This is a genomic window from Pseudomonas sp. GD03862 (genome assembly GCF_029840855.1).
GTDB classification, from domain to species: Bacteria; Pseudomonadota; Gammaproteobacteria; order Pseudomonadales; family Pseudomonadaceae; genus Aquipseudomonas; species Aquipseudomonas alloputida.
Window position 1 is genome coordinate 1 of sequence record NZ_JAOCDI010000046.1, and the last position, 19,662, is coordinate 19,662.

Sequence of the window (19,662 nt, forward strand, 5' to 3'; positions counted from 1 at the left end):
GGCTTCGGCTATCTCGCCCTCCGGCACCGCCGCGAAGCCCAGCACCAGCCCCGCCCGCTTATCCACAGGCACCTCGCAGTCCGCCAACCAGAAATTGCTCAGTGGCGTCACTTCCACTCCCACCGCCTCAGCCTTGGCCACCAACTCCTGCTCCCGAGCAAAGTTATCCACATTTACCTTCACATGCAGCCCAGCCGCCACTTCCGGCATTGCACCCAACCCCGGAATATCCACAGGCCAACCGGCCTTGAGCACATCGCGCCGCTTCAACGCCGCCTTGCGCATACGGCGGATATGCCGCTGAAAATGGCCACGGGCCATGAACTCGGCCATCACGCACTGGCTGCTGACCTCCGAATGCCGCACCGCTATAGCTCTGCCCTGGCTGAAGGCCTGCACCAGTTTCGACGGAAGCACCAGGTAGCCCAGACGCAACGCCGGGAAGGCGATCTTGCCGAAGGTGCCGACATACAGCACCCGCCCGTGCCGGTCGAGCGCTGCCAGCGGGGCGAGCGGCGCACCGCTGTAGCGATACTCGCCGTCGTAGTCGTCCTCGATGATCCAGCCGTCACTGCGTTCGGCCCAGGCCAGCAATGCCAGGCGACGTGCAAGGCTCATGGTCACCCCGGTCGGGTATTGGTGTGCAGGCGTGACATAGGTCAGTCGGCAATCGGTCAACTGATCCAGCCGGCCGCAGTCCAGCCCGTCTTCATCCACAGGCACGCCACACACCCGGCCGCCCGCAAGTGTGAAGGCATGAGCGGCCGCCCGATAGCCTGGGTTTTCCACAGCCACACCGTCGCCCGGTTGCAGCAGCAGCTGTGCACAAAGGCTGATGGCCTGCTGCGCACCGCTTGTGATCACAATTTGTTCAGCCGTACAGCTCAGCCCCCGCGAGCGGCGTAGATAGGCCGCTATCAGATCGCGCAAAGCCGGCTCGCCAGCGGGGTCACCATAGCCCAGTTGTGCAGGCGATGGGTTGCGCCAGAAACCCGCCTGTAGCTTGGCCCAGACGTCAAACGGGAACAGGTCGAATGCTGGAATACCAACGCGAAAAGCACGCGGCGCACCGCTTCTGGGCGGTGGCAAATGGTTGTTTTTCAGGCGCTGCAGAGGCGCGCTGAAAAGCCTCCCGCTGGATAAATCCTCAGTATTTTCTTCACGAAATGTGGATAAACCTGTTGATAAGCCCAGGGATAACCCTGTGGATACTTGTGTGGACAGTTTTGGCAGCCGGCTAACGTAGGTGCCATCACCGACCCGGCTTTCGATGAAGCCCTCGGCATACAGTTGATCGTAGGCGCGCACCACGCTGTTGCGTGAAAGCGCCAACATGGCAGCCAAGTCGCGCGTAGCCGGCAGACGAGTACCACTGCTCAGGCGCCCATCCAGTACCCGCGCTCGCAACGCCTGATATAGCTGCTGGCTAAGCCCGCGGCTGCGATCCAGGGCGATCCCGGCAGGGTCGAAAGGCAGTATGAGGGGCGACTCGCGCATGATATTGGACCTATGAAAACAGGCATTAATGGATCTTACCCAGAACCAATAGCCTGCCTAGGATGGAACCATTCGACAAGGATCCTGCCATGTACAACAGTAAGCCGCATCAGGAACACGACCTCACCCGCTTGCACCAGCACATGCTAGACACCCGCTTGGCCGTTCTGGTCAGCCAGGGCGAACAGGGCCTTCTGGCCACGCACCTGCCGGTGCTGGTCGATACCGCCGAGGGCGATTTCGGCACTGTGTATGCCCACCTGGCCCGGGCCAACCGCCAATGGCAAGACCTGCAGCACGGCGGTGAAGCACTGCTGGTATTCCCCGGCGCCGATGCCTATGTCAGCCCCGGCTATTACCCAAGCAAGGCCGAAAACCCCAAGGTGGTGCCGACCTGGAACTACCTGGCGGTGCACGCTTATGGCCCGGCCGAAGTTATCCATGAGGCCGAGCCGCTACTGGCTATCGTAAGCCGCCTGACCGACCGCCACGAACAGGGTCGCAGCGAACCATGGAAAGTCACCGACGCCCCTGCCGACTACATCGAGGGCATGCTCCGCGCCATCGTCGGCATCCGCCTGCCCATCGCGCGCCTGCAAGGTGCGCGCAAGCTCAGCCAGAACCGCTCCGGGCAAGACATCGCTGGTGTGCGCGAAGGCCTGAGCGCCAGCCCCGATCAACTGGACAATCAACTCGCGGCGCACATGCGCCATCTCTGAAGGAATAGCCCATGCCCAACCTTACTCTGCGCCCTGTCACGGCCCAAGATCACGCAGCCTGGCACGCCCTGTGGCAGGCCTACCTGCACTTCTACGAGACCGAGCTGGCCGATGCCGTCAGCCTGAGCACCTGGCAACGCCTGCTCGACCCCAGCGAGCCAACCCATTCGGCACTGGCCTGGGTCGACGGCAAGGCGGTGGGGATGGTCAACTTCATCTACCATCGTTCCAACTGGAGTATCGAGAATTCCTGCTACCTGCAGGACCTGTATGTGGACAGCACGCAACGTGGCCTGGGCATTGGTCGACAGTTGATCGAGCACGTCTACACCACTGCCAAGGCCGACAACTGCATCAAGGTGCACTGGCTGACCCACGAAACCAACGCCACCGCCATCAGCCTGTACCAGCAGGTTGCCGAGCGCTCGGGCTTCATCCAATTCCGCAAAGGCTTGTAGGCCGCACATGACAGACGCATTGAACTGGAAACCCGCCGCAACCCCCCAGGCCGAGCCCATTGAAGGCCGCTTCATCCGCCTGGAGAAGCTCGATCCAGGTCGCCATGGCGAAGACCTCTGGGAGGCACTGCAGGGGCCGGCCTCCGATCCGGTGCTGTGGGACTACCTGCCCTACGGCCCGTTCGCCGAACGCGTCGCCTTCGACCGCTGGCTGGAAGGCAACGCTGCTGGCCGCGACCCGCTTTTCTACACCGTCATCGACCGCGCCAGTGGCCAGGCCCAAGGCATCCTCAGCCTGATGTCGATCGTGCCTGAACACGGCCGGATCGAGATCGGCCACATTGCCTTCGGTGCCGCCATGCAGCGTACGCCCAAGGGTACCGAGGCGGTGTATCTGCTGGGCAAGCTGGGCTTCGCGCTGGGTAATCGACGGCTGGAGTGGAAGTGCAATAACGCCAATGCCCGCTCCAAACGTGCGGCAGAGCGATTCGGCTTCGTCTACGAAGGGGTGTTCCGCAAGCACCTGGTGGTGAAGGACCATAACCGCGATACGGCGTGGTATTCGATTACCGATGATGAATGGCCGGCGGTGGCTGCCGGGTTTGAGCGGTGGTTGAGTGAAGAGAACCAGCAGCCGGGTGGCCAGGTGGAAAGCCTTGAGATGTGCCGCAAAGGTTGAGCGGTGTGCTGAATCAGCTCTCCCACAAGGGATGCGCGTTGTGAGGTGCGGGTGAGTCCGGCACAAAAAAAGGGGAGCATCCGCTCCCCAGAGGTTAACCACTTGTAGATGAGGGCTTAAATCAGCCCTCGATCTCGATCAGGATCTCACCCGGCGTCACGCGATCACCCTTGGCCACATGGATGGCCACGACCTTACCGGCGATGGCCGCCTGCACTTCGGTTTCCATCTTCATGGCTTCGGTGATCAGGACCGCCTGGCCGGCCTTGACCATGTCACCTTCCTTGACCAACACATCAACGATGTTCCCTGGCATGGTGGTGCTCACGTGGCCAGGGTCGGTCGCTTGCTTGCGCTTGCTGCCGCCACCGCTGACGAACTCGTTGAGTGGCTCGAATACCACTTCCTCCGGCATGCCGTCGATCGACAGATAGAAGTGACGCTTGCCTTCGGCCTTAACGCCCACACCGGTGATGTCGACGCGGTAGGTTTCGCCGTGTACGTCGATGACGAACTCGGTCGGCACGCCTTCACCGCCTGGGGCAGCCACGGCACCGGCTTCCGGAATCGGCAGCAGAACTTCAGGCGTCAAGGTGCCAGCTTCGCGTTCTTCGAGGAACTTGCGGCCAATGTCAGGGAACATGGCAAAGGTCAGCACATCTTCTTCGCAACGGGCCAGGGCACCGATGTCGCTACGCAACTTGGCCATTTCCGGCTTCAGCAGGTCAGCCGGGCGCACATCGATCACTTCTTCGCTGCCGATAGCCTGGCGACGCAGTTGCTCGTTGACCACACCCGGGGCCTTGCCATAGCCACCTTGCAGGTACAGCTTCACCTCATTGGTGATGGTCTTGTAGCGCTCACCCGCCAGCACGTTGAAGAAGGCCTGGGTGCCGACGATCTGCGAGGTCGGGGTGACCAGCGGCGGGAAGCCGAGGTCTTCACGCACACGCGGGATTTCGGCCAGCACTTCGTTCATGCGGTTGAGGGCGCCCTGCTCCTTGAGCTGGTTGGCCAGGTTGGAAATCATGCCGCCCGGTACCTGGTTCACCTGCACCCGGGTGTCCACCGCGGTGAACTCGCTTTCGAACTGGTGGTACTTCTTGCGCACGGCGTAGAAGTACAAGCCGATCTCCTGCAGAAGCTCCAGGTCCAGGCCGGTGTCGAACTCGCTGCCCTTGAGCGCAGCAACCATCGACTCGGTACCCGGATGGCTGGTGCCCCAGGCGAAGCTGGAGATGGCGGTGTCGATGTGGTCCGCGCCATTTTCCACAGCCTTGAGCTGGCACATGGCTGCCAGGCCGGCGGTATCGTGAGAGTGGATGAACACTGGCAGCGACTGTTCAGCCTTCAGCGCCTTGACCAGCTCGCCAGTGGCGAACGGGGTCAACAGGCCAGCCATGTCCTTGATCGCCACCGAGTCGCAACCCATGGCTTCCATCTGCTTGGCCTGGTTCACGAAGGCTTCGATGGTGTGTACCGGGCTGGTGGTGTAAGCGATGGTGCCCTGGGCGTGCTTGCCGGCGGCCTTGACCGCTTCGATGGCCACGCGCAGGTTACGCACGTCGTTCATGGCGTCGAAAATGCGGAACACATCGATGCCGTTGACCGCCGCCTTGGCGACGAAGGCCTTGACCACGTCGTCGCTGTAGTGACGGTAGCCCAACAGGTTCTGGCCGCGCAGCAGCATTTGCAGGCGGGTGTTTGGCAGCGCTGCGCGCAGCTTGCGCAGGCGCTCCCACGGGTCTTCCTTGAGGAAGCGCACGCAGGCGTCGAAGGTTGCACCACCCCAGACTTCCAGCGACCAGTAGCCAACCTTGTCGAGCTTGTCGCAGATCGGCAGCATGTCTTCGGTACGCATGCGGGTAGCCAGCAGGGACTGGTGAGCGTCGCGCAGGATCGTGTCGGTTACGTGAATTTTCTTGGACATTATAGGGTTCCTCACAGGCCTGCGTGGGCGGCGATGGCGGCGGCGATGGCCAGGGCCAGCTCTTCGGGTTTGCGCTTGATCGAGTAGTTGGTCAATTCAGGGTGGCTTTCGACAAAGCTGGTATTGAACTGGCCGCTACGGAATTCCGGATTGCGCAGGATTTCCTGGTAGTACGCGGCGGTGGTCTTCACACCTTGCACGCGCATGTCGTCCAGGGCCCGCAGGCCGCGGTCCATGGCTTCTTCCCAGGTCAACGCCCACACCACCAGTTTCAGGCACATGGAGTCGTAGAACGGTGGAATGGTATAGCCGGTGTAGATCGCCGTGTCGGTGCGCACGCCCGGGCCGCCGGGGGCGTAGTAACGGGTGATCTTGCCGAAGCTGGGCAGGAAGTTGTTTTTCGGGTCTTCAGCATTGATACGGAACTGCAGGGCGTAGCCGCGGTGCTGAATGTCTTCCTGCTTGACCGACAGTGGCAGCCCCGAGGCGATGCGGATCTGCTCACGAACGATGTCGATACCGGTGATTTCCTCGGTAATGGTGTGTTCCACCTGCACCCGGGTGTTCATTTCCATGAAGTACACTTCGCCATCGGCGAGCAGGAACTCCACGGTACCGGCGTTCTCGTAATTCACCGCTTTGGCCGCACGCACCGCCAGGTCGCCGATGTAGGCGCGCTGCTCAGGAGTGAGCTGTGGGCTCGGGGCAATTTCGATGAGCTTCTGGTTACGGCGCTGGATAGAGCAGTCGCGCTCGAACAGGTGCACTACGTTACCGAAGCTGTCACCGAGAATTTGCGCCTCGATGTGCTTAGGGTTGACGATGCATTTCTCCAGGAACACTTCGGCCGAACCGAATGCCTTGGTCGCCTCGGAAATGACCCGTGGGAAGTTCTGTTCCAGTTCTTCGCGGCTATTGCAACGACGAATACCACGGCCGCCACCACCGGAGGTGGCCTTGAGCATCACCGGATAACCGATGCGATCACCTTCGCTCAGGGCTTCATGAATATCGGCAACGTTGCCTTCAGTGCCCGGGGTTACCGGCACACCGGCGGCGATCATGGTGCGGCGCGCTTCGGTCTTGTCGCCCATACGGCGAATCACGTCGGCGGCCGGGCCGATGAACTTGATCCCGCGCTCGGCGCAAATTTCTGCCAGTTCAGCGTTTTCCGAAAGGAAACCGTAGCCTGGGTGCAGGGCATCACAGCCGGTTTCCACAGCCAGGTTCACCAGCTTGCGCGGGTTCAGGTAACCGGCCAGCGGCTCGGCACCGATGCTGTGTGCTTCGTCAGCGCGCTTGACGTGCAAGGCATGCCGGTCGGCGTCGGAAAAGATCGCTACCGAGCGAATGCCCATCTCGGCGCAAGCACGCACGATCCGAACTGCGATTTCACCTCGGTTGGCGATCAGGATTTTTTTTATCACTGGAGTCTTCCCAAAGCCGTAGGAACAGTCGAGCCGGTTCTACCGGTCGGCGCGTGACCAGACGTTGCTGGCCAGTCGCGTATTCACCCTAGCGCTGTAGGTCGATAAACAAAAATCAATATTTGTTAGAGGCTGTATTAGCAAAAGCTTATAGTTGGGTAACAAGGTGTTGCCGAAGAGCAGATTAAAATGCGTAAGTCCTTGATGCGTATGACATTGCGTCAACTCCAGATCTTCAATGAGGTGTGCGATTTGCGGTCGTACAGCCGTGCTGCGGAGGAGATGGCGCTGACGCAACCCGCCGTTAGTCTACAGATCCGTCAGCTTGAAGAGCTGATCGGTCAGCCATTGTTCGAGTACGTGGGCAAGAAGCTCTACCTGACCGAGGCGGCCGAGGCCCTGCAGCGCGCCAGCCACGATATCTTCGGGCGCCTGGAGAGCCTGGACATGCAGCTGTCGGACATGCAGGGCTCACTGCAGGGTCAGCTGAAACTGGCGATCGAGTCCAGTGCCAAGTACTTCGTGCCACACCTGTTCGCCGCCTTCAAGCAGCGTCACCCGGAAGTCAACCTGACCCTGACGGTAGTCAACCGTGCCCAAGCCATCCGCCGCCTTTCCGATAACCGCGACGACCTGATCATCATGTCGATGGTGCCGCAAGACATGGGCCTGGAGTTTCTGCCGTTCCTCAACAACCCGATCGTTGCGGTTGCGCCGCCACAGCATCCGCTGTGCAAGCTGGAGCAGTTGCGCATGCAGGACCTGGAGCCACATACCCTGCTGGTCCGCGAGCAAGGTTCGGGAACACGCAAGGCGTGCGAAGAGTACTTCAAGGACAAGCGCGTGCATTTCGCCCAGACGCTTGAAGTAGCCTCGGCCGATGCCCAGCGCGAATGCGTGATCGCCGGGCTGGGGATCGCCCTGTTGACCCGTCACGCAGTCAACCTGGAATTGGCTACCGGGATGCTGAAGGAATTACCGGTCGAGGAGCTACCGCTGTACCGTAGCTGGTGCGTGGTGCAGGCCAAGGCCAAGCGGCAGTCGCCGGTGGCCTTGGCGTTTCTTGCATTCATACGCGGCGAACGTGCTCTTATCAGCGCGCTTGTTGAACGTTTTTCGGGGAAGTTGCCGCCGACGACTGCCATACCGTGAGTGCTTGCAGCTCGGGGTAGTCCGCCAGGTCGCGGAGCAATTGACGTTGGTCGCAATAGCTCTCGATCGCGCGGCGGTATTCCATACGGCGCTGATCCTTTTCCTGCTGCTTGCGAGCCTTGGCGTTGGGTTGGTACGTACCGTCGAAGTCACGAGCCATTGCCTGTCTCCCAGATAGTATGCGGGAGTTTCAGACTGGCCTTGATGGTTTACCGTTTGGCGGTGTAATGGTGACAGAATCGTGAATTTTCACTGCCTGTACCGGCCTCTTCGCGGGCTTGCCCCGCTCACACAGGAATTGCACCGATTTATAGAAGTGCACAGTACCTGTGGGAGCGGGCAAGCCCGCGAAGACGCCAGTACAGGTTGAATTCAGTCGTCGGTAGCCTTGATCGACTTAGGCGACAGACGCAAGCTGCGCAAGCTGCGTTTCACGCTCTTCAGGTGGTTGACCAGGCTAGGCCCGCGCGCCATGGCAACGCCCATGGCCAGCACGTCGATCACCACCAGGTGGGCAATACGCGAGGTCAGTGGGGTGTAGATCTCGGTGTCTTCATGCACGTCGATCGCCAGGTTGACCGTCGATAGCTCGGCCAGCGGCGTCTGGCTGGGGCACAGGGTAATCAGGTTGGCGCCGCTCTCACGCACCAGGTTGGCAGTGATCAGCAGGTCCTTGGAACGGCCCGACTGGGAAATACACACCGCCACATCGCCCGGTTTCAGGGTAACGGCCGACATCGCTTGCATGTGAGGGTCGGAATACGCTGCCGCGCTGAGCAGCAGGCGGAAGAACTTGTGCTGGGCATCGGCCGCAACCGCACCGGACGCGCCAAAGCCATAGAACTCTACCCGCTGCGCCTGGGCCATGGCGCTCACTGCTTGTTGCAGCGCCTGCGGATCAAGGTGCTCGCGTACTTCCATCAGGGTGTGCAGGGTGGTGTCGAAGATCTTCAGGCTGTAGTCGGCGACCGAATCGTCTTCGTGGATGGCGAACTGACCGAAGCTGGCCCCGGCAGCCAGGCTTTGCGCCAGCTTCAGCTTCAGGTCCTGGAAGCCCGAGCAGCCAATGGCCCGGCAGAAACGCACGATGGTCGGCTCACTGATACCCACGCTGTGCGCCAAATCGGCCATGGAGCTGTGCATGACGGCAGCCGGGTCGAGCAGCACGTGGTCGGCCACTTTCAGTTCCGATTTGCGCAGCAAGTGGCGCGATTGGGCGATATGTTGCAACAGATTCACAGGCGGGACTCGGTTATGATCGGCTTGCCGGGTTGTAGCTTTCTTGTAGTTATACTACATGGACGCCAACCCGCCCAGTTAAACGAACGTGGAGAGTGGTGGTTTGACTATTCCTTGCGACATTCTGGTCTTCGGCGGCACCGGTGATCTGGCCCTGCACAAATTGCTTCCGGCGCTCTACCACCTGTTTCGCGAGGCCCGTCTGAACCCTGCCGTGCGGGTCATCGCACTGGCCAGACGCAACCTGCCACGCATCGACTATCTGAAGCTCGCCGAACGCCATTGTCGGGCACAGATTGCCCGCAGCGACTTCGACGAAGAGGTATGGCGGCGGTTTTCCGCACGGGTCGACTACTTCCCGATGGATGCTTCACAGAGCGCCGACTTCGGCCGCCTGGCACGCTACCTGGGCGAACCCGGTGGGCTGACGCGCATCTTCTACCTGGCCACTGCTCCAAACCTGTTCGTGCCGATTGCCAACCACCTGCGCATTGCCGGACTGGCCGACACCGAAGCGCGCATCGTGCTGGAAAAACCGATCGGCCATTCGCTGGAATCGGCCACAGCCATCAATGAAGCGATTGGCACGGTGTTCGAAGAAAGACAGGTGTTCCGCATCGACCACTACCTGGGCAAGGAAACCGTGCAGAACCTGATGGCCCTGCGTTTTGCCAATGCCCTGCTGGAGCCGGTATGGCGCAACAACCAGGTCGACCATGTCCAGATCAGCGTTTGCGAGACACTGGGCGTAGAAAACCGCGGTGCCTACTACGATCGCGCCGGGGCTATTCGCGACATGCTGCAGAACCACCTGCTGCAACTGCTTTGCCTGGTGGCCATGGAGCCACCCGCGCAGTTCGAGGCCGAAGCGGTACGCGACGAAAAGGTGAAAATCCTGCGCGCCCTCAAGCCGATCACCGGCCAGGATGTGCAGGACAAGACGGTACGCGGCCAGTATGGTGCCGGGCGTATCGGCGGCCAGGAAGTGCCGGCCTACTACTTTGAAAAGGACGTCGACAACGACAGCGATACCGAAACTTTCGTGGCCATCGAGGCGCACATCGACAACTGGCGCTGGGCGGGCGTGCCTTTCTATCTGCGCACCGGCAAACGCATGGCGCGGCGCGCTTCGCAGATCGTCATCCAGTTCAAGCCAGTGCCTCACGAACTGTTCAGCGGCGGCCAGGTCAACCAGTTGCTGATACAGCTGCAACCGGACGAACGCATCAGCCTGCGCATGATGACCAAGAGCCCAGGCAAGGGCATGCGCCTGGAACCCGTGGACCTGGACCTTAATCTGGCCCAGGTGTTCAGCCAGACTCGCCGCTGGGAAGCCTACGAGCGTCTGCTGCTGGATGTGCTCGAAGGTGATTCGACACTGTTCATGCGCCGCGATGAAGTGGAAGCAGCCTGGGCCTGGGTAGATCCAATCATCAAGGGCTGTGAAGAGCACTTCCAGGCGCCCCGCCCCTACCCGGCTGGCAGTTTCGGGCCCGAGCAAGCCAACAGCCTGCTCGCCAGGCATGGCAGGCATTGGCATGGCTGAAAGACCTGCGCGATGGCGCGACCCTCAATCTGAAACAGCAGCAGATGAAGTTCGAAGGTGCGAAATCCATAACGTGAAGGCCATCGCCTGACCATGCCTCAGCCAGCTTGCGCAGGCCGTGACCTGGCCCCGGACCGATGAGCGGGATGCCGCCAGGTGAATATTCATACAGTAGATATTTGCCCCTTACCCGGCATCGCCCTAGAATGGCCCGATGCGCACAGACGACCTCTCTCTCCTGCTGAACTCCCTCAACGATGCCCAACGCCAGGCCGTAGCGGCCACGCTCGGGCGTCAACTGGTGCTTGCCGGCGCCGGTTCCGGTAAAACCCGCGTGCTGGTACACCGCATCGCCTGGCTGATCCAGGTCGAGCAGGCGTCGCCGCACTCGATCCTGTCGGTGACGTTCACCAACAAGGCCGCAGCAGAAATGCGCCAGCGGATCGAGCAACTGCTGGGCATCAACCCGGCAGGCATGTGGGTCGGCACCTTCCACGGCCTGGCCCATCGCCTGTTGCGGGCCCACTGGCAGGAAGCGCGGCTGGTGCAGAACTTCCAGATCCTCGACAGCGACGACCAGCAGCGCCTGATCAAGCGGGTCATGCGCGAGTTGGGCCTGGACGAGCAGAAGTGGCCGGCACGCCAGGCCCAATGGTTCATCAACGGACAGAAAGACGAAGGCCTGCGCCCGCAGCATATCCAGGCGGGGGGCGACCTGTTCCTGGCGACCATGCGCGAGGTCTATACGGCCTACGAGCAGGCTTGCGAGCGCGCCGGTGTCATCGATTTCTCCGAGCTGCTGCTTCGCGCCCTGGACCTGTGGCGTGACCACCCGGGCCTGCTGGAGCACTATCAGCGACGCTTCCGCCACGTGCTGGTGGACGAGTTCCAGGATACCAACGCCGTGCAGTACGCCTGGTTGCGCCTGCTGGCACGCGGTGGCGACAGCCTGATGGCGGTAGGCGATGACGACCAGTCGATCTACGGCTGGCGCGGCGCCAAGATCGAGAACATTCACCAGTACACCGCCGACTTCCCTGACGCCGAAATGATCCGCCTGGAGCAGAACTACCGCTCCACCGGCGGCATCCTCAAGGCGGCCAACGCGCTGATCGCCAACAACAGCGGGCGCCTGGGCAAGGAACTGTGGACCGACATGGGCGAAGGCGAACCACTGACCCTGTACGCGGCCTACAACGAGCACGACGAAGCGCGCTATGTCGTGGAAACCATCGAGAGCCTGGTCAAGCAGGGCAATGCGCGCAACGAGATCGCCATCCTGTACCGTTCCAACGCCCAGTCGCGCGTGCTGGAAGAGGCCCTGCTGCGCGAGCGCATCCCCTACCGCATCTATGGCGGCCAGCGCTTCTTCGAGCGCGCCGAAATCAAGAATGCCATGGCTTACCTGCGCCTGATCGAAGGGCGTGGCAACGATGCCGCTCTGGAGCGGGTGATCAACGTGCCGCCGCGCGGTATTGGCGAAAAAACCGTCGAAGCCATCCGCGAGCACGCCCGCCACAGCCAGCTGTCCATGTGGGAGGCCATGTGCCAGCTGATCGCTGCCAAGGCCCTGAAAGGCCGTGCCGCCAGTGCCCTGGGGGCCTTTATCGAGCTGATCGAGGGGCTGGCTGCCAAGGTTGTGGACATGCCGCTGCATACCATGACCCAGACCACCATCGAACAGTCCGGCCTGATCACCTATCACCAGGAAGAAAAGGGTGAAAAGGGCCAGGCACGGGTAGAAAACCTTGAGGAACTGGTCAGTGCGGCGCGCAACTTCGAGTCCACCGACGAAGACGCCGACCTTTCCCCGCTCTCGGCCTTCCTTGGCCACGCCTCACTCGAAGCTGGCGATACTCAGGCTGACGAGCATGAAGACAGCATCCAGCTGATGACCCTGCACAGCGCCAAAGGCCTTGAGTTCCCATATGTGTTCCTGGTGGGCATGGAAGAAGGCTTGTTCCCGCACAAGATGAGCCTGGAAGAACCCGGCCGCCTGGAAGAGGAACGACGCCTGGCCTATGTAGGCATCACCCGCGCCATGCGCCAGCTAGTCATGACCTATGCCGAAACACGCCGCCTTTATGGCAGCGAGACTTACAACAAGGTGTCGCGTTTCGTACGTGAAATTCCGGCAGGCCTGGTTCAGGAAGTACGCCTGTCCAACAGCGTCAGCCGCCCGTTCGGCGGGGCCAAGACGGCCACCAACAGCAACCTGTTCGCCAATGCCAGCATTCCGCAGACCGCGTTCAACCTTGGCCAGCGTGTGCAGCATGCGGTATTCGGCGAAGGTGTGATCCTCAACTTCGAGGGTTCTGGCGCTCAGGCGCGGGTGCAGGTGAATTTTGCCGAAGGTAGCAAATGGCTGATGCTGGGGTATGCCAAGCTCGAGGCTGTCTAAAGCCCGCAAGGGTCGGGCCTGCCAACTTTGTAACATTCAAGCAAAAGCTCGAAACACTATGTCGCTGGTCATGTGCCCGGGAACCTGTGCACCATGACGCGCGTGCAATCCACAACAGGGGATATCCCACTTATGCAACGTTTTCTTAGCATCGCACTGGCGCTCTGCGTCGGCCTGACGCTGAGCCTGGACGCCAGCGCCAAGCGTTTCGGCGGCGGCAAGAGCTCGGGCTCCGCGCCTATCCACCAGACCCGCCAGGCTACGCCTACCACGCCTGCTGCCGCGCCGACCGCACCTGGCCGTGCACCGGCTGCCGCCAGCGGTGCTTCGCGCTGGTTGGGCCCACTGGCCGGCCTCGCCGCCGGTGGCCTGCTGGCTTCCATGTTCATGGGCGACGGTTTCGAGGGCTTCCAGATCATGGACTTCCTGATCGTGGCGCTCATCGCCTTCCTCGTGTTCCGCTTCATCGCCGCGCGCCGTCGCCAGCAGCAGCCGCAAATGGCTATGCCAGGCCATGCGCCGATGCAGCGTGAGGCTCACGCGCAGCCTGCGCAGCCGTCGATTTTCGGTGGTTCGGCCGCACCTGCTGCCGCAGCCGCACCGGTGATCAACGCGCCGGCCTGGTTCAACGAGCAGAGCTTCCTGGCGGCAGCCCGTAACCACTTCCAGTCGCTGCAGCAGCACTGGGATGCCAATGAAATGGACAAGATCAGCGAGTTCGTTACCCCGCAAATGCTTGAGTTCCTCAAGCGTGAGCGTGCTGAGCTGGGTGATGGCTTCCAGTCTACCTACATCGATAACCTGGAAGTGCAGCTGGACGGTGTCGATGACCGCGCCGACCGCACCGACGCTACCCTGACCTTCCGTGGCGTGTCGAAGAATTCGCGCTTCGACCAGGGCGAAGTGTTCAGCGAAAGCTGGCACATGGTTCGCGCCCAAGGCGAGAACCAGCCTTGGTTGGTAGCCGGTATCCGTCAGAACGGCTAACCGCTGCGTGCTAAACAGAGAACCCCGGGCTTGCCCGGGGTTTTTGCTTTTGCCAAAGTGGGCTACTAGGGTATAAGGCGCAGCGTTGTCATCTAGGTCAGAGGAAGTGAACCGTGGAAGAAGTGATCGAACAACTCCGTGAAGCGAATGAGCCGGTACCGGTGCCCTTGGAGCTTCCCGACGAAGACCAGCTGGTAGAAATCGAAGAGCAGCTGTTCATCAATATTCCATTCGTGTTCAAAGAGTTTCTGCTGACCGTAAGTGATGTGGTTTACGGCTCCCTTGAGCCAGTTACCGTCACTGATCCGCACTCGCACACCTACCTGCCAGATGTGGCCTCCAACGCTTGGGATGCCGGCGTACCGCGCGACCTGATTCCGCTGTGCCAGGACGGCGACAATTACTATTGCGTGGAAGAAGATGGCACCGTGGTGCTGTGGGATGCCGAAGAGGAAGGTGTCGGCGAAGACAGTTGGGAATCGGTGTGGCACTGGGCGCGAGATGTTTGGCTGGAGAGCTGATCGCTAACGCCCTTATAGATGCGCGATTTGAGGCAGGAAAATGACGTCTTAGCGACTCAAGGTCGTTAAAATCGCCAGGCTTTTTGCGCCTGGCGACATCGCTATAGCCCCACCTCCTCGGGCGGGCGAGATACCTTGCCCAGGGCGGAACCCCCTCAGTGCGAGTTCTCGCGACTGTTCTCCAGCGTCTCCAGCAACGCGATCTGCATGCGCGTGTGCACGCGGATGAGCCAGCGCCACAACAACGCCACCACCACCGCAGCTACCACGGCAATCACCAGCAGCAATTCGCTGGTGGGCAGAATGCTGGCGGACAATGCCGACAGCAGCAGGAAAATCACCAACAGCGACAACAGCGGGATCACTTCGGCGATCACACGGCGCACGCGCTGGGTATGTCGCCCGGCCATTTCCGGCTTCACGCCCATCTCTGCCAGCAGCATCGAGAGTGCTTTTAGCTTGCGGTACGCGGCGATCAGGAATGGCAGTGACAGCAACAACGCTGCCCCCCAAATGACGGCCTTCTGATGGCTGACATCGCTGACCCACTCGCTGAGCCAATTGCCGAGACGCCCTGCAAAATAACCGCCACTGAAGAAGATAGCGATCACCAGCGCCAGGTTCACCCCCACCTGCAACAGGATGCGCCGGATCATCGCCGCCAGCATGGCACTCTCGCCCTGCGGCTGGATGTTGCGCAACCACTCGCCATACAACGACAGCACGCGCGCGAGGCGGGCGGGCACCACATTGCCCAGTTTCTGCGACAACGGGTCAGCCGCGCGGATCAGGTAGGGTGTCAGCAACGTAGTGATTGCCGATACTGCAACCGCCACCGGGTAAAGGAAGTCGCTGGTCACCTGCAGGGTCATGCCCAGCGCGGCGATGATGAAAGAGAACTCGCCAATCTGCGAAAGCCCCATGCCCACGCGTAAAGAGGTACGCCCGTCATTGCCGGCTATGAACGCCCCCATGCCGCAAGACAGCATCTTGCCCAGTACCACCGCCAGGGTGATGACTACGATCGGCCAGGCATAGTCGATGAGCACCTGAGGATCAATCATCATACCGATGGCGACGAAGAATATGGCGCTGAACAGGTCGCGTACGGGCTCAATCAAGCGTTCAATCTTCAACAACTGGCGTGATTCGGCCATGATCGCGCCAATCAGGAAAGCGCCCAGAACCATACTGTATTCCAGCTTCACGACCAGCAGGCAGAAGCCGAAACACAGGCCCAGAACGGTGATCAGCAACATTTCGTTGCTTTCGAACCTTGCGACGTAGGCCAATAACCGCGGCACCAGCAAAATACCGATGACCAGAGCGACGACCATGAACAGCGACAGCTTGCCGACTGTGGAGAACACCTCGCCCGAGCTGACCGTGCCGCTGACCGCGATGCCCGACAGCAGGGCAATGATACCGATACCCAGAATGTCCTCGACGATCAGCACGCCGAAGATCAGCTGGGCAAAGCGCTCGTTCTTCATCTTCAAGTCGTTGAGCGCCTTGACGATGATGGTGGTGGAGGAAATGGCCAGGATGGCGCCCAGGAACAGTGAATCCATGGTACTCCAGCCAAACCAGCGGCCAATCTCGAAGCCGATCCAGATCATCAGCACGATTTCCAGGAACGCTGCGATGAACGCCGTGGCGCCAACCTTGAACAACTTGCGCAGGCTGAACTCGAGCCCCAGACAGAACATGAGGAATATCACGCCCAGTTCAGCGAGGATCTTGATGGTTTCTTCGTCATGAATAAGGCCGAACGGGGGAGTATGTGGGCCAATGATGAAGCCGGCGACAATGTAGCCCAGCACCACCGGCTGCTTCAGGCGGTGAAAAAGAATGGTGACGACGCCAGCGATCAGCATGATGACTGCCAGGTCCTGGATGAAGCTGATGGCATGCATGGCGTGATACTCCTTATCTCGTCTTTTTATGGATGCCTGGTCAGACCGCTCCTGCCGAGGCAACCCTGAGCGAGCAGCAAGTACATACTGCATTGAATGCAGCAACGCCCATGTTGCATGGGCGTACTCAGGTTAACATCGCACCCCGCCGCTAAAAGTCGGTGCAATATGCAGAAACAGATCGGCCGGAAAAGCGCTCGTGATGGCATGATCAGCGTGACGACAGCGCGCCAGCCAACGTCCCGTATCAGCAAGGCAAATTCAAAGAGGGGAACAGAAGTGTCAGCAGATAACGCCCTCCATTCGCCCGATTCAGCGCAACCTCACCGTGAGCACACTATGGAACCTGGAAACGCCCAGCTGAGCATGACCGTCCTGATGACCCCGGACATGGCCAACTTTTCTGGCAACGTACATGGCGGCACCCTGCTCAAGTACCTCGACGAAGTGGCTTATGCATGTGCCAGCCGTTACGCCGGCAGTTATGTGGTGACCCTGTCGGTAGACCAGGTGATCTTCCGTGAACCCGTGCACGTGGGTGAACTGGTGACCTTCCTGGCGTCGGTCAACTACACCGGCAACACTTCGATGGAAGTTGGCATCAAAGTCGTGACCGAGAACATTCGCGAGCGCTCGGTGCGCCATTCCAACAGCTGCTTCTTCACCATGGTCGCGGTCGACGACAACCGCCGTCCGGTGCCGGTGCCACCACGCCAGCCGCACAGCAGCGAAGAAAAGCGCCGCTTCCTGCAGGGCCAGCAGCGCCGGCAGATCCGCCAGGAGCTGGAAAAGCGCTACCAGGACCTGAAAACCGACGCCATTTAAAGCGCGAGCAACTGCGCTTCGAAGCGCACCCGTGGGTGCGCAATGCGGTCCTGGGCCCGTACCAGCTGCAATTCGTAGCTGGCGCAGGCCTGGGTTTCCAGCAGCACTTCATGCACTGCCGCAGCCGTGAATTCGAATGCCTGCACCCAGCTGTCGCCGAGCAGCACACGCGCCAGGAACAGGCCTGAGGTCAGGTCACCCACCCCCACCGGCTGACGCGGAAACGCCAGCAGTGGGCGGCGCAAGTGCCAGCTGTGCTCGGCGGTCACCAGCAACATTTCGAACTGTTCTTCGGCCCGCCCGGGGTACGCCAGGTGCTTGACCAGTACAACCTGTGGTCCACGCTGCAGCAGGCTGCGCGCCATGTTCACGCAGTCCTCCAGCGACTGGGCGCGGCGCCCACAGAAGCTGTCCAGCTCCAGCTGGTTGGGGCACAGGATGTCCGCCCTGGCTGCCGCCTCATCGAGCAGGAACTCACTGACTTCGGGCGGCACGATGCAGCCCTTTTCCGGGTGCCCCATGACCGGGTCGCACAGGTATAACGCTTTTGGGTTTACCGCCTTGATCCGCTCGACACCGGCCAGGATCGCTCGCCCTTGTTCGGCACTGCCCAGGTAGCCGGAAAGCACCGCATCGCAATGGCCCAGCTCGCCGATGTTGGAAATGCCTTCCACCAACGCAGGAATTTGCGCTGGAGCAAGCACTTCACCCGCCCACTGGCCATACTGTGTGTGATTGGAGAACTGCACGGTATTGAGCGGCCAGGCATTGACCCCGATACGCTGCATGGGGAATACCGCGGCGCTGTTGCCGGCGTGGCCGAATACCACGTGGGACTGAATGGCGAGCAGGTGCGGGGTACGTTTCATGCGGGAGTTTTCCAAAGCTGTTTCAAGGATTGTGCGCAGCGCAGTATGAACTCGATTGCCACCTGTACGACAGGCCAGGAACGCAGTTAAGCTGGATCTACCTGTTTGGAGCATATGCAAATGTTGACCCTGGAGAACCTCTTCGTCCTGATGCTGGTAGCCACGGCAGGCGCCTGGTTGTGGCACAACCATGGGTTACGTGAAAAGGCCTTGGAACGGGTCAAACAGCATTGCGCCAAACTCGACCTGGAGTTGCTTGACGATGCCGTAGCGCTCAAGCGCATCGCCTTTGTCCGGGATGCCAATGGCCGCAAGCGCCTGGCACGCGTCTATGCCTTCGAATTCACCGTCACGGGTGAGCAACGTCACCCCGGCACCGCGACCCAGTTCGGCGCCCACAGCGTGCAAATCGAACTGGCGCCCTACCCGTTCGAAATCAAGACCCCACCACGCGCCGACAACGTCATAGAGATGCAGCAATGGCGCCAGGAGCACAACCGCTGGCGCAACTGATCAACTGACGCGACATTCATTCAATCCGGCTTGCAACGCGGGTTGCGGTTGCGGCTGATCGAAAATCAGCTCGATACGGCTGTCCCTGCGCCAGTCGCTGGGCTGCCAAGCGGGCATATCCCCATTCAGCCCATTGAATGACCACCAGCCCTCCATGCTGTGGATAACTCCCTTGGCCCGTCGCCATGGCAAAGCACACAAGAAAGCCTTCAGCCGCTGTGGATAAAACTCTTGGCCAGGGTGCCACCGCCAGCCAATACTCCAACCGCCCTCCCCTTGCTGGGCAAGGCAGATAGGCTGACGGGGGTCTGTCCACAATACTGCGGGGGCTATTCCAAGATGTCGACAATCTGGTTTTCCAGTAATGAGCTGTCAACAATCTGTGGAGATGCCGTCGGGAGGCCGGATAGCGGCAGTTGCCCTTGCACGGTCCACATGATGCTCTTTTCTTTAAATTTATTAGTTATCAACAACTTATGTTGTTCATCCACAGCCTCTGATTTATTGAAAACCACGTGTTCAGAGGCATTGAAAGCCTGCTGTTGAGCCTCTGGAAGCGGCTTGTTTCGAGCCATAGCCTGGGCATCCACAACCATCAAGAGTGGCTGAATTGTCAGCACTCCAACCCAAGGCGCTTGTTGCAACTGAGCCAGCAGCTGCAACGGATGGCCCAAGCCGGAAGGTTCGATAAACAGCCGGTCAGGCCGCGATTTGCGTAGCAATCGGCCCAGGCCCACCTGGAACGGCATGCCGTTGACGCAGCACAGGCAGCCGCCTGCAACCTCGCCGATGGCGATGCCGTCCTCGTCACGGCTAAGTAAGGCTGCATCCAGGCCGACAAGGCCGAACTCGTTGATCAATACCGCCCAGCGCTCGTTTGCAGGGCGCTGGGCCAGCAAGTGGCGGATCAAAGTGGTCTTGCCAGCACCCAGCGGGCCAGCAATTACATGGGTGGGAATGTTCTGCAACATGGCGTGGCTTCA

Annotated in this window: 17 protein-coding genes and 1 pseudogene; 10 read left to right on the forward strand and 8 right to left on the reverse strand. The window is 60.6% G+C overall.

Annotated elements, in window-relative coordinates; all coding sequences use genetic code 11:
- The coding region (locus N5D53_RS23020) for a PLP-dependent aminotransferase family protein (RefSeq protein WP_279840889.1) at positions 1-1,497 on the reverse strand (1,497 nt) is incomplete at its 3' end.
- Between the two features lie 89 nt (positions 1,498-1,586).
- Between N5D53_RS23020 and N5D53_RS23025 the strand changes: the two genes are divergently transcribed.
- From N5D53_RS23025 to N5D53_RS23035, 3 genes are read left to right on the forward strand one after another with little or no spacing between them, the layout of a single operon-like run.
- Positions 1,587-2,216: an FMN-binding negative transcriptional regulator gene (locus N5D53_RS23025; RefSeq protein WP_266023963.1), complete on the forward strand. Its 630-nt coding sequence runs from the start codon at positions 1,587-1,589 to the stop codon at positions 2,214-2,216.
- 11 nt (positions 2,217-2,227) lie between these two features.
- Positions 2,228-2,674, forward strand: a complete 447-nt coding sequence (locus N5D53_RS23030) for a GNAT family N-acetyltransferase (protein WP_003253286.1) — start codon at positions 2,228-2,230, stop codon at positions 2,672-2,674.
- Positions 2,675-2,681: 7 nt separating this feature from the next.
- Complete coding sequence (locus N5D53_RS23035; protein WP_266023965.1) at positions 2,682-3,353, forward strand: GNAT family protein; 672 nt, start codon at positions 2,682-2,684, stop codon at positions 3,351-3,353.
- A 121-nt stretch (positions 3,354-3,474) separates the two neighbouring features.
- Here N5D53_RS23035 and oadA read toward each other — a convergent pair whose 3' ends face one another.
- Together oadA and N5D53_RS23045 are read right to left on the reverse strand one after the other, a co-directional pair.
- Entirely contained in the window at positions 3,475-5,283 is a 1,809-nt protein-coding gene (gene oadA, locus N5D53_RS23040; RefSeq protein ID WP_003253282.1) for a sodium-extruding oxaloacetate decarboxylase subunit alpha, read from the reverse strand.
- An 11-nt stretch (positions 5,284-5,294) separates the two neighbouring features.
- Positions 5,295-6,710, reverse strand: a complete 1,416-nt coding sequence (locus tag N5D53_RS23045; protein ID WP_003253279.1) for an acetyl-CoA carboxylase biotin carboxylase subunit — start codon at positions 6,708-6,710, stop codon at positions 5,295-5,297.
- 189 nt (positions 6,711-6,899) lie between these two features.
- On the opposite strand from N5D53_RS23045, the gene N5D53_RS23050 reads away from it, so the two are divergent.
- On the forward strand, positions 6,900-7,862 hold the full coding sequence (locus N5D53_RS23050) for a LysR substrate-binding domain-containing protein (RefSeq protein WP_010955834.1): 963 nt from the start codon (positions 6,900-6,902) through the stop codon (positions 7,860-7,862).
- Here the strand turns inward: N5D53_RS23050 and N5D53_RS23055 are convergent.
- Together N5D53_RS23055 and hexR are read right to left on the reverse strand one after the other, a co-directional pair.
- On the reverse strand, positions 7,804-8,022 hold the full coding sequence (locus tag N5D53_RS23055; RefSeq protein WP_061405728.1) for a hypothetical protein: 219 nt from the start codon (positions 8,020-8,022) through the stop codon (positions 7,804-7,806). The genes N5D53_RS23050 and N5D53_RS23055 overlap by 59 nt on opposite strands.
- A 212-nt stretch (positions 8,023-8,234) precedes the next feature.
- The gene (gene hexR, locus N5D53_RS23060) at positions 8,235-9,101 is read right to left on the reverse strand and encodes a transcriptional regulator HexR (protein ID WP_003253273.1); all 867 of its coding nucleotides are present in this window, start codon (positions 9,099-9,101) and stop codon (positions 8,235-8,237) included.
- 103 nt (positions 9,102-9,204) lie between these two features.
- On the opposite strand from hexR, the gene zwf reads away from it, so the two are divergent.
- The 4 genes from zwf to N5D53_RS23080 all read left to right on the forward strand — a co-directional run bounded on the left by zwf (position 9,205) and on the right by N5D53_RS23080 (position 14,556).
- Positions 9,205-10,647 (forward strand): glucose-6-phosphate dehydrogenase, encoded by a 1,443-nt coding sequence (gene zwf, locus N5D53_RS23065; protein WP_104962833.1) that lies wholly within the window; start codon positions 9,205-9,207, stop codon positions 10,645-10,647.
- Between the two features lie 214 nt (positions 10,648-10,861).
- On the forward strand, positions 10,862-13,048 hold the full coding sequence (uvrD, locus tag N5D53_RS23070; RefSeq protein ID WP_010955837.1) for a DNA helicase II: 2,187 nt from the start codon (positions 10,862-10,864) through the stop codon (positions 13,046-13,048).
- Between the two features lie 132 nt (positions 13,049-13,180).
- On the forward strand, positions 13,181-14,035 hold the full coding sequence (locus N5D53_RS23075) for a TIM44-like domain-containing protein (RefSeq protein WP_003253268.1): 855 nt from the start codon (positions 13,181-13,183) through the stop codon (positions 14,033-14,035).
- 113 nt (positions 14,036-14,148) lie between these two features.
- Positions 14,149-14,556: an SMI1/KNR4 family protein gene (locus tag N5D53_RS23080; RefSeq protein ID WP_010955839.1), complete on the forward strand. Its 408-nt coding sequence runs from the start codon at positions 14,149-14,151 to the stop codon at positions 14,554-14,556.
- Positions 14,557-14,711: 155 nt separating this feature from the next.
- Here N5D53_RS23080 and N5D53_RS23085 read toward each other — a convergent pair whose 3' ends face one another.
- Positions 14,712-16,472: a cation:proton antiporter gene (locus tag N5D53_RS23085; RefSeq protein ID WP_104962834.1), complete on the reverse strand. Its 1,761-nt coding sequence runs from the start codon at positions 16,470-16,472 to the stop codon at positions 14,712-14,714.
- Between the two features lie 339 nt (positions 16,473-16,811).
- Between N5D53_RS23085 and N5D53_RS23090 the strand changes: the two genes are divergently transcribed.
- On the forward strand, positions 16,812-17,297 hold the full coding sequence (locus N5D53_RS23090) for an acyl-CoA thioesterase (RefSeq protein WP_003253263.1): 486 nt from the start codon (positions 16,812-16,814) through the stop codon (positions 17,295-17,297).
- Here the strand turns inward: N5D53_RS23090 and pdxY are convergent.
- Entirely contained in the window at positions 17,294-18,166 is an 873-nt protein-coding gene (gene pdxY / locus N5D53_RS23095; protein ID WP_129933598.1) for a pyridoxal kinase PdxY, read from the reverse strand. The two genes, N5D53_RS23090 and pdxY, sit on opposite strands and share 4 nt — an antisense overlap.
- 120 nt (positions 18,167-18,286) lie before the next feature.
- Here pdxY and N5D53_RS23100 point away from each other — a divergent pair, with 120 nt between their 5' ends.
- Positions 18,287-18,679 carry a DUF3301 domain-containing protein gene (locus N5D53_RS23100; protein ID WP_003253259.1) on the forward strand — a complete coding sequence of 131 codons (393 nt, stop codon included), beginning with the start codon at positions 18,287-18,289 and terminating at the stop codon, positions 18,677-18,679.
- On the opposite strand, the pseudogene N5D53_RS23105 reads toward N5D53_RS23100, so the two are convergent.
- Positions 18,680-19,650 (reverse strand): annotated as a pseudogene (locus tag N5D53_RS23105) (CobW family GTP-binding protein).
- Positions 19,651-19,662 lie beyond the last annotated feature (12 nt).

Excerpts from the sequence above, each read along its gene's own strand:
- uvrD (WP_010955837.1), top strand. The coding sequence starts at position 10,862 with ATGCGCACAGACGACCTCTCTCTCCTGCTGAACTCCCTCAACGATGCC.
- N5D53_RS23050 (WP_010955834.1), top strand. The coding sequence starts at position 6,900 with ATGCGTAAGTCCTTGATGCGTATGACATTGCGTCAACTCCAGATCTTC.
- N5D53_RS23100 (WP_003253259.1), top strand. The coding sequence starts at position 18,287 with ATGTTGACCCTGGAGAACCTCTTCGTCCTGATGCTGGTAGCCACGGCA.
- pdxY (WP_129933598.1), bottom strand. The coding sequence starts at position 18,166 with ATGAAACGTACCCCGCACCTGCTCGCCATTCAGTCCCACGTGGTATTC.
- N5D53_RS23035 (WP_266023965.1), top strand. The coding sequence starts at position 2,682 with ATGACAGACGCATTGAACTGGAAACCCGCCGCAACCCCCCAGGCCGAG.
- N5D53_RS23055 (WP_061405728.1), bottom strand. The coding sequence starts at position 8,022 with ATGGCTCGTGACTTCGACGGTACGTACCAACCCAACGCCAAGGCTCGC.
- N5D53_RS23030 (WP_003253286.1), top strand. The coding sequence starts at position 2,228 with ATGCCCAACCTTACTCTGCGCCCTGTCACGGCCCAAGATCACGCAGCC.
- N5D53_RS23025 (WP_266023963.1), top strand. The coding sequence starts at position 1,587 with ATGTACAACAGTAAGCCGCATCAGGAACACGACCTCACCCGCTTGCAC.
- N5D53_RS23090 (WP_003253263.1), top strand. The coding sequence starts at position 16,812 with ATGGAACCTGGAAACGCCCAGCTGAGCATGACCGTCCTGATGACCCCG.
- oadA (WP_003253282.1), bottom strand. The coding sequence starts at position 5,283 with ATGTCCAAGAAAATTCACGTAACCGACACGATCCTGCGCGACGCTCAC.
- N5D53_RS23085 (WP_104962834.1), bottom strand. The coding sequence starts at position 16,472 with ATGCATGCCATCAGCTTCATCCAGGACCTGGCAGTCATCATGCTGATC.
- N5D53_RS23075 (WP_003253268.1), top strand. The coding sequence starts at position 13,181 with ATGCAACGTTTTCTTAGCATCGCACTGGCGCTCTGCGTCGGCCTGACG.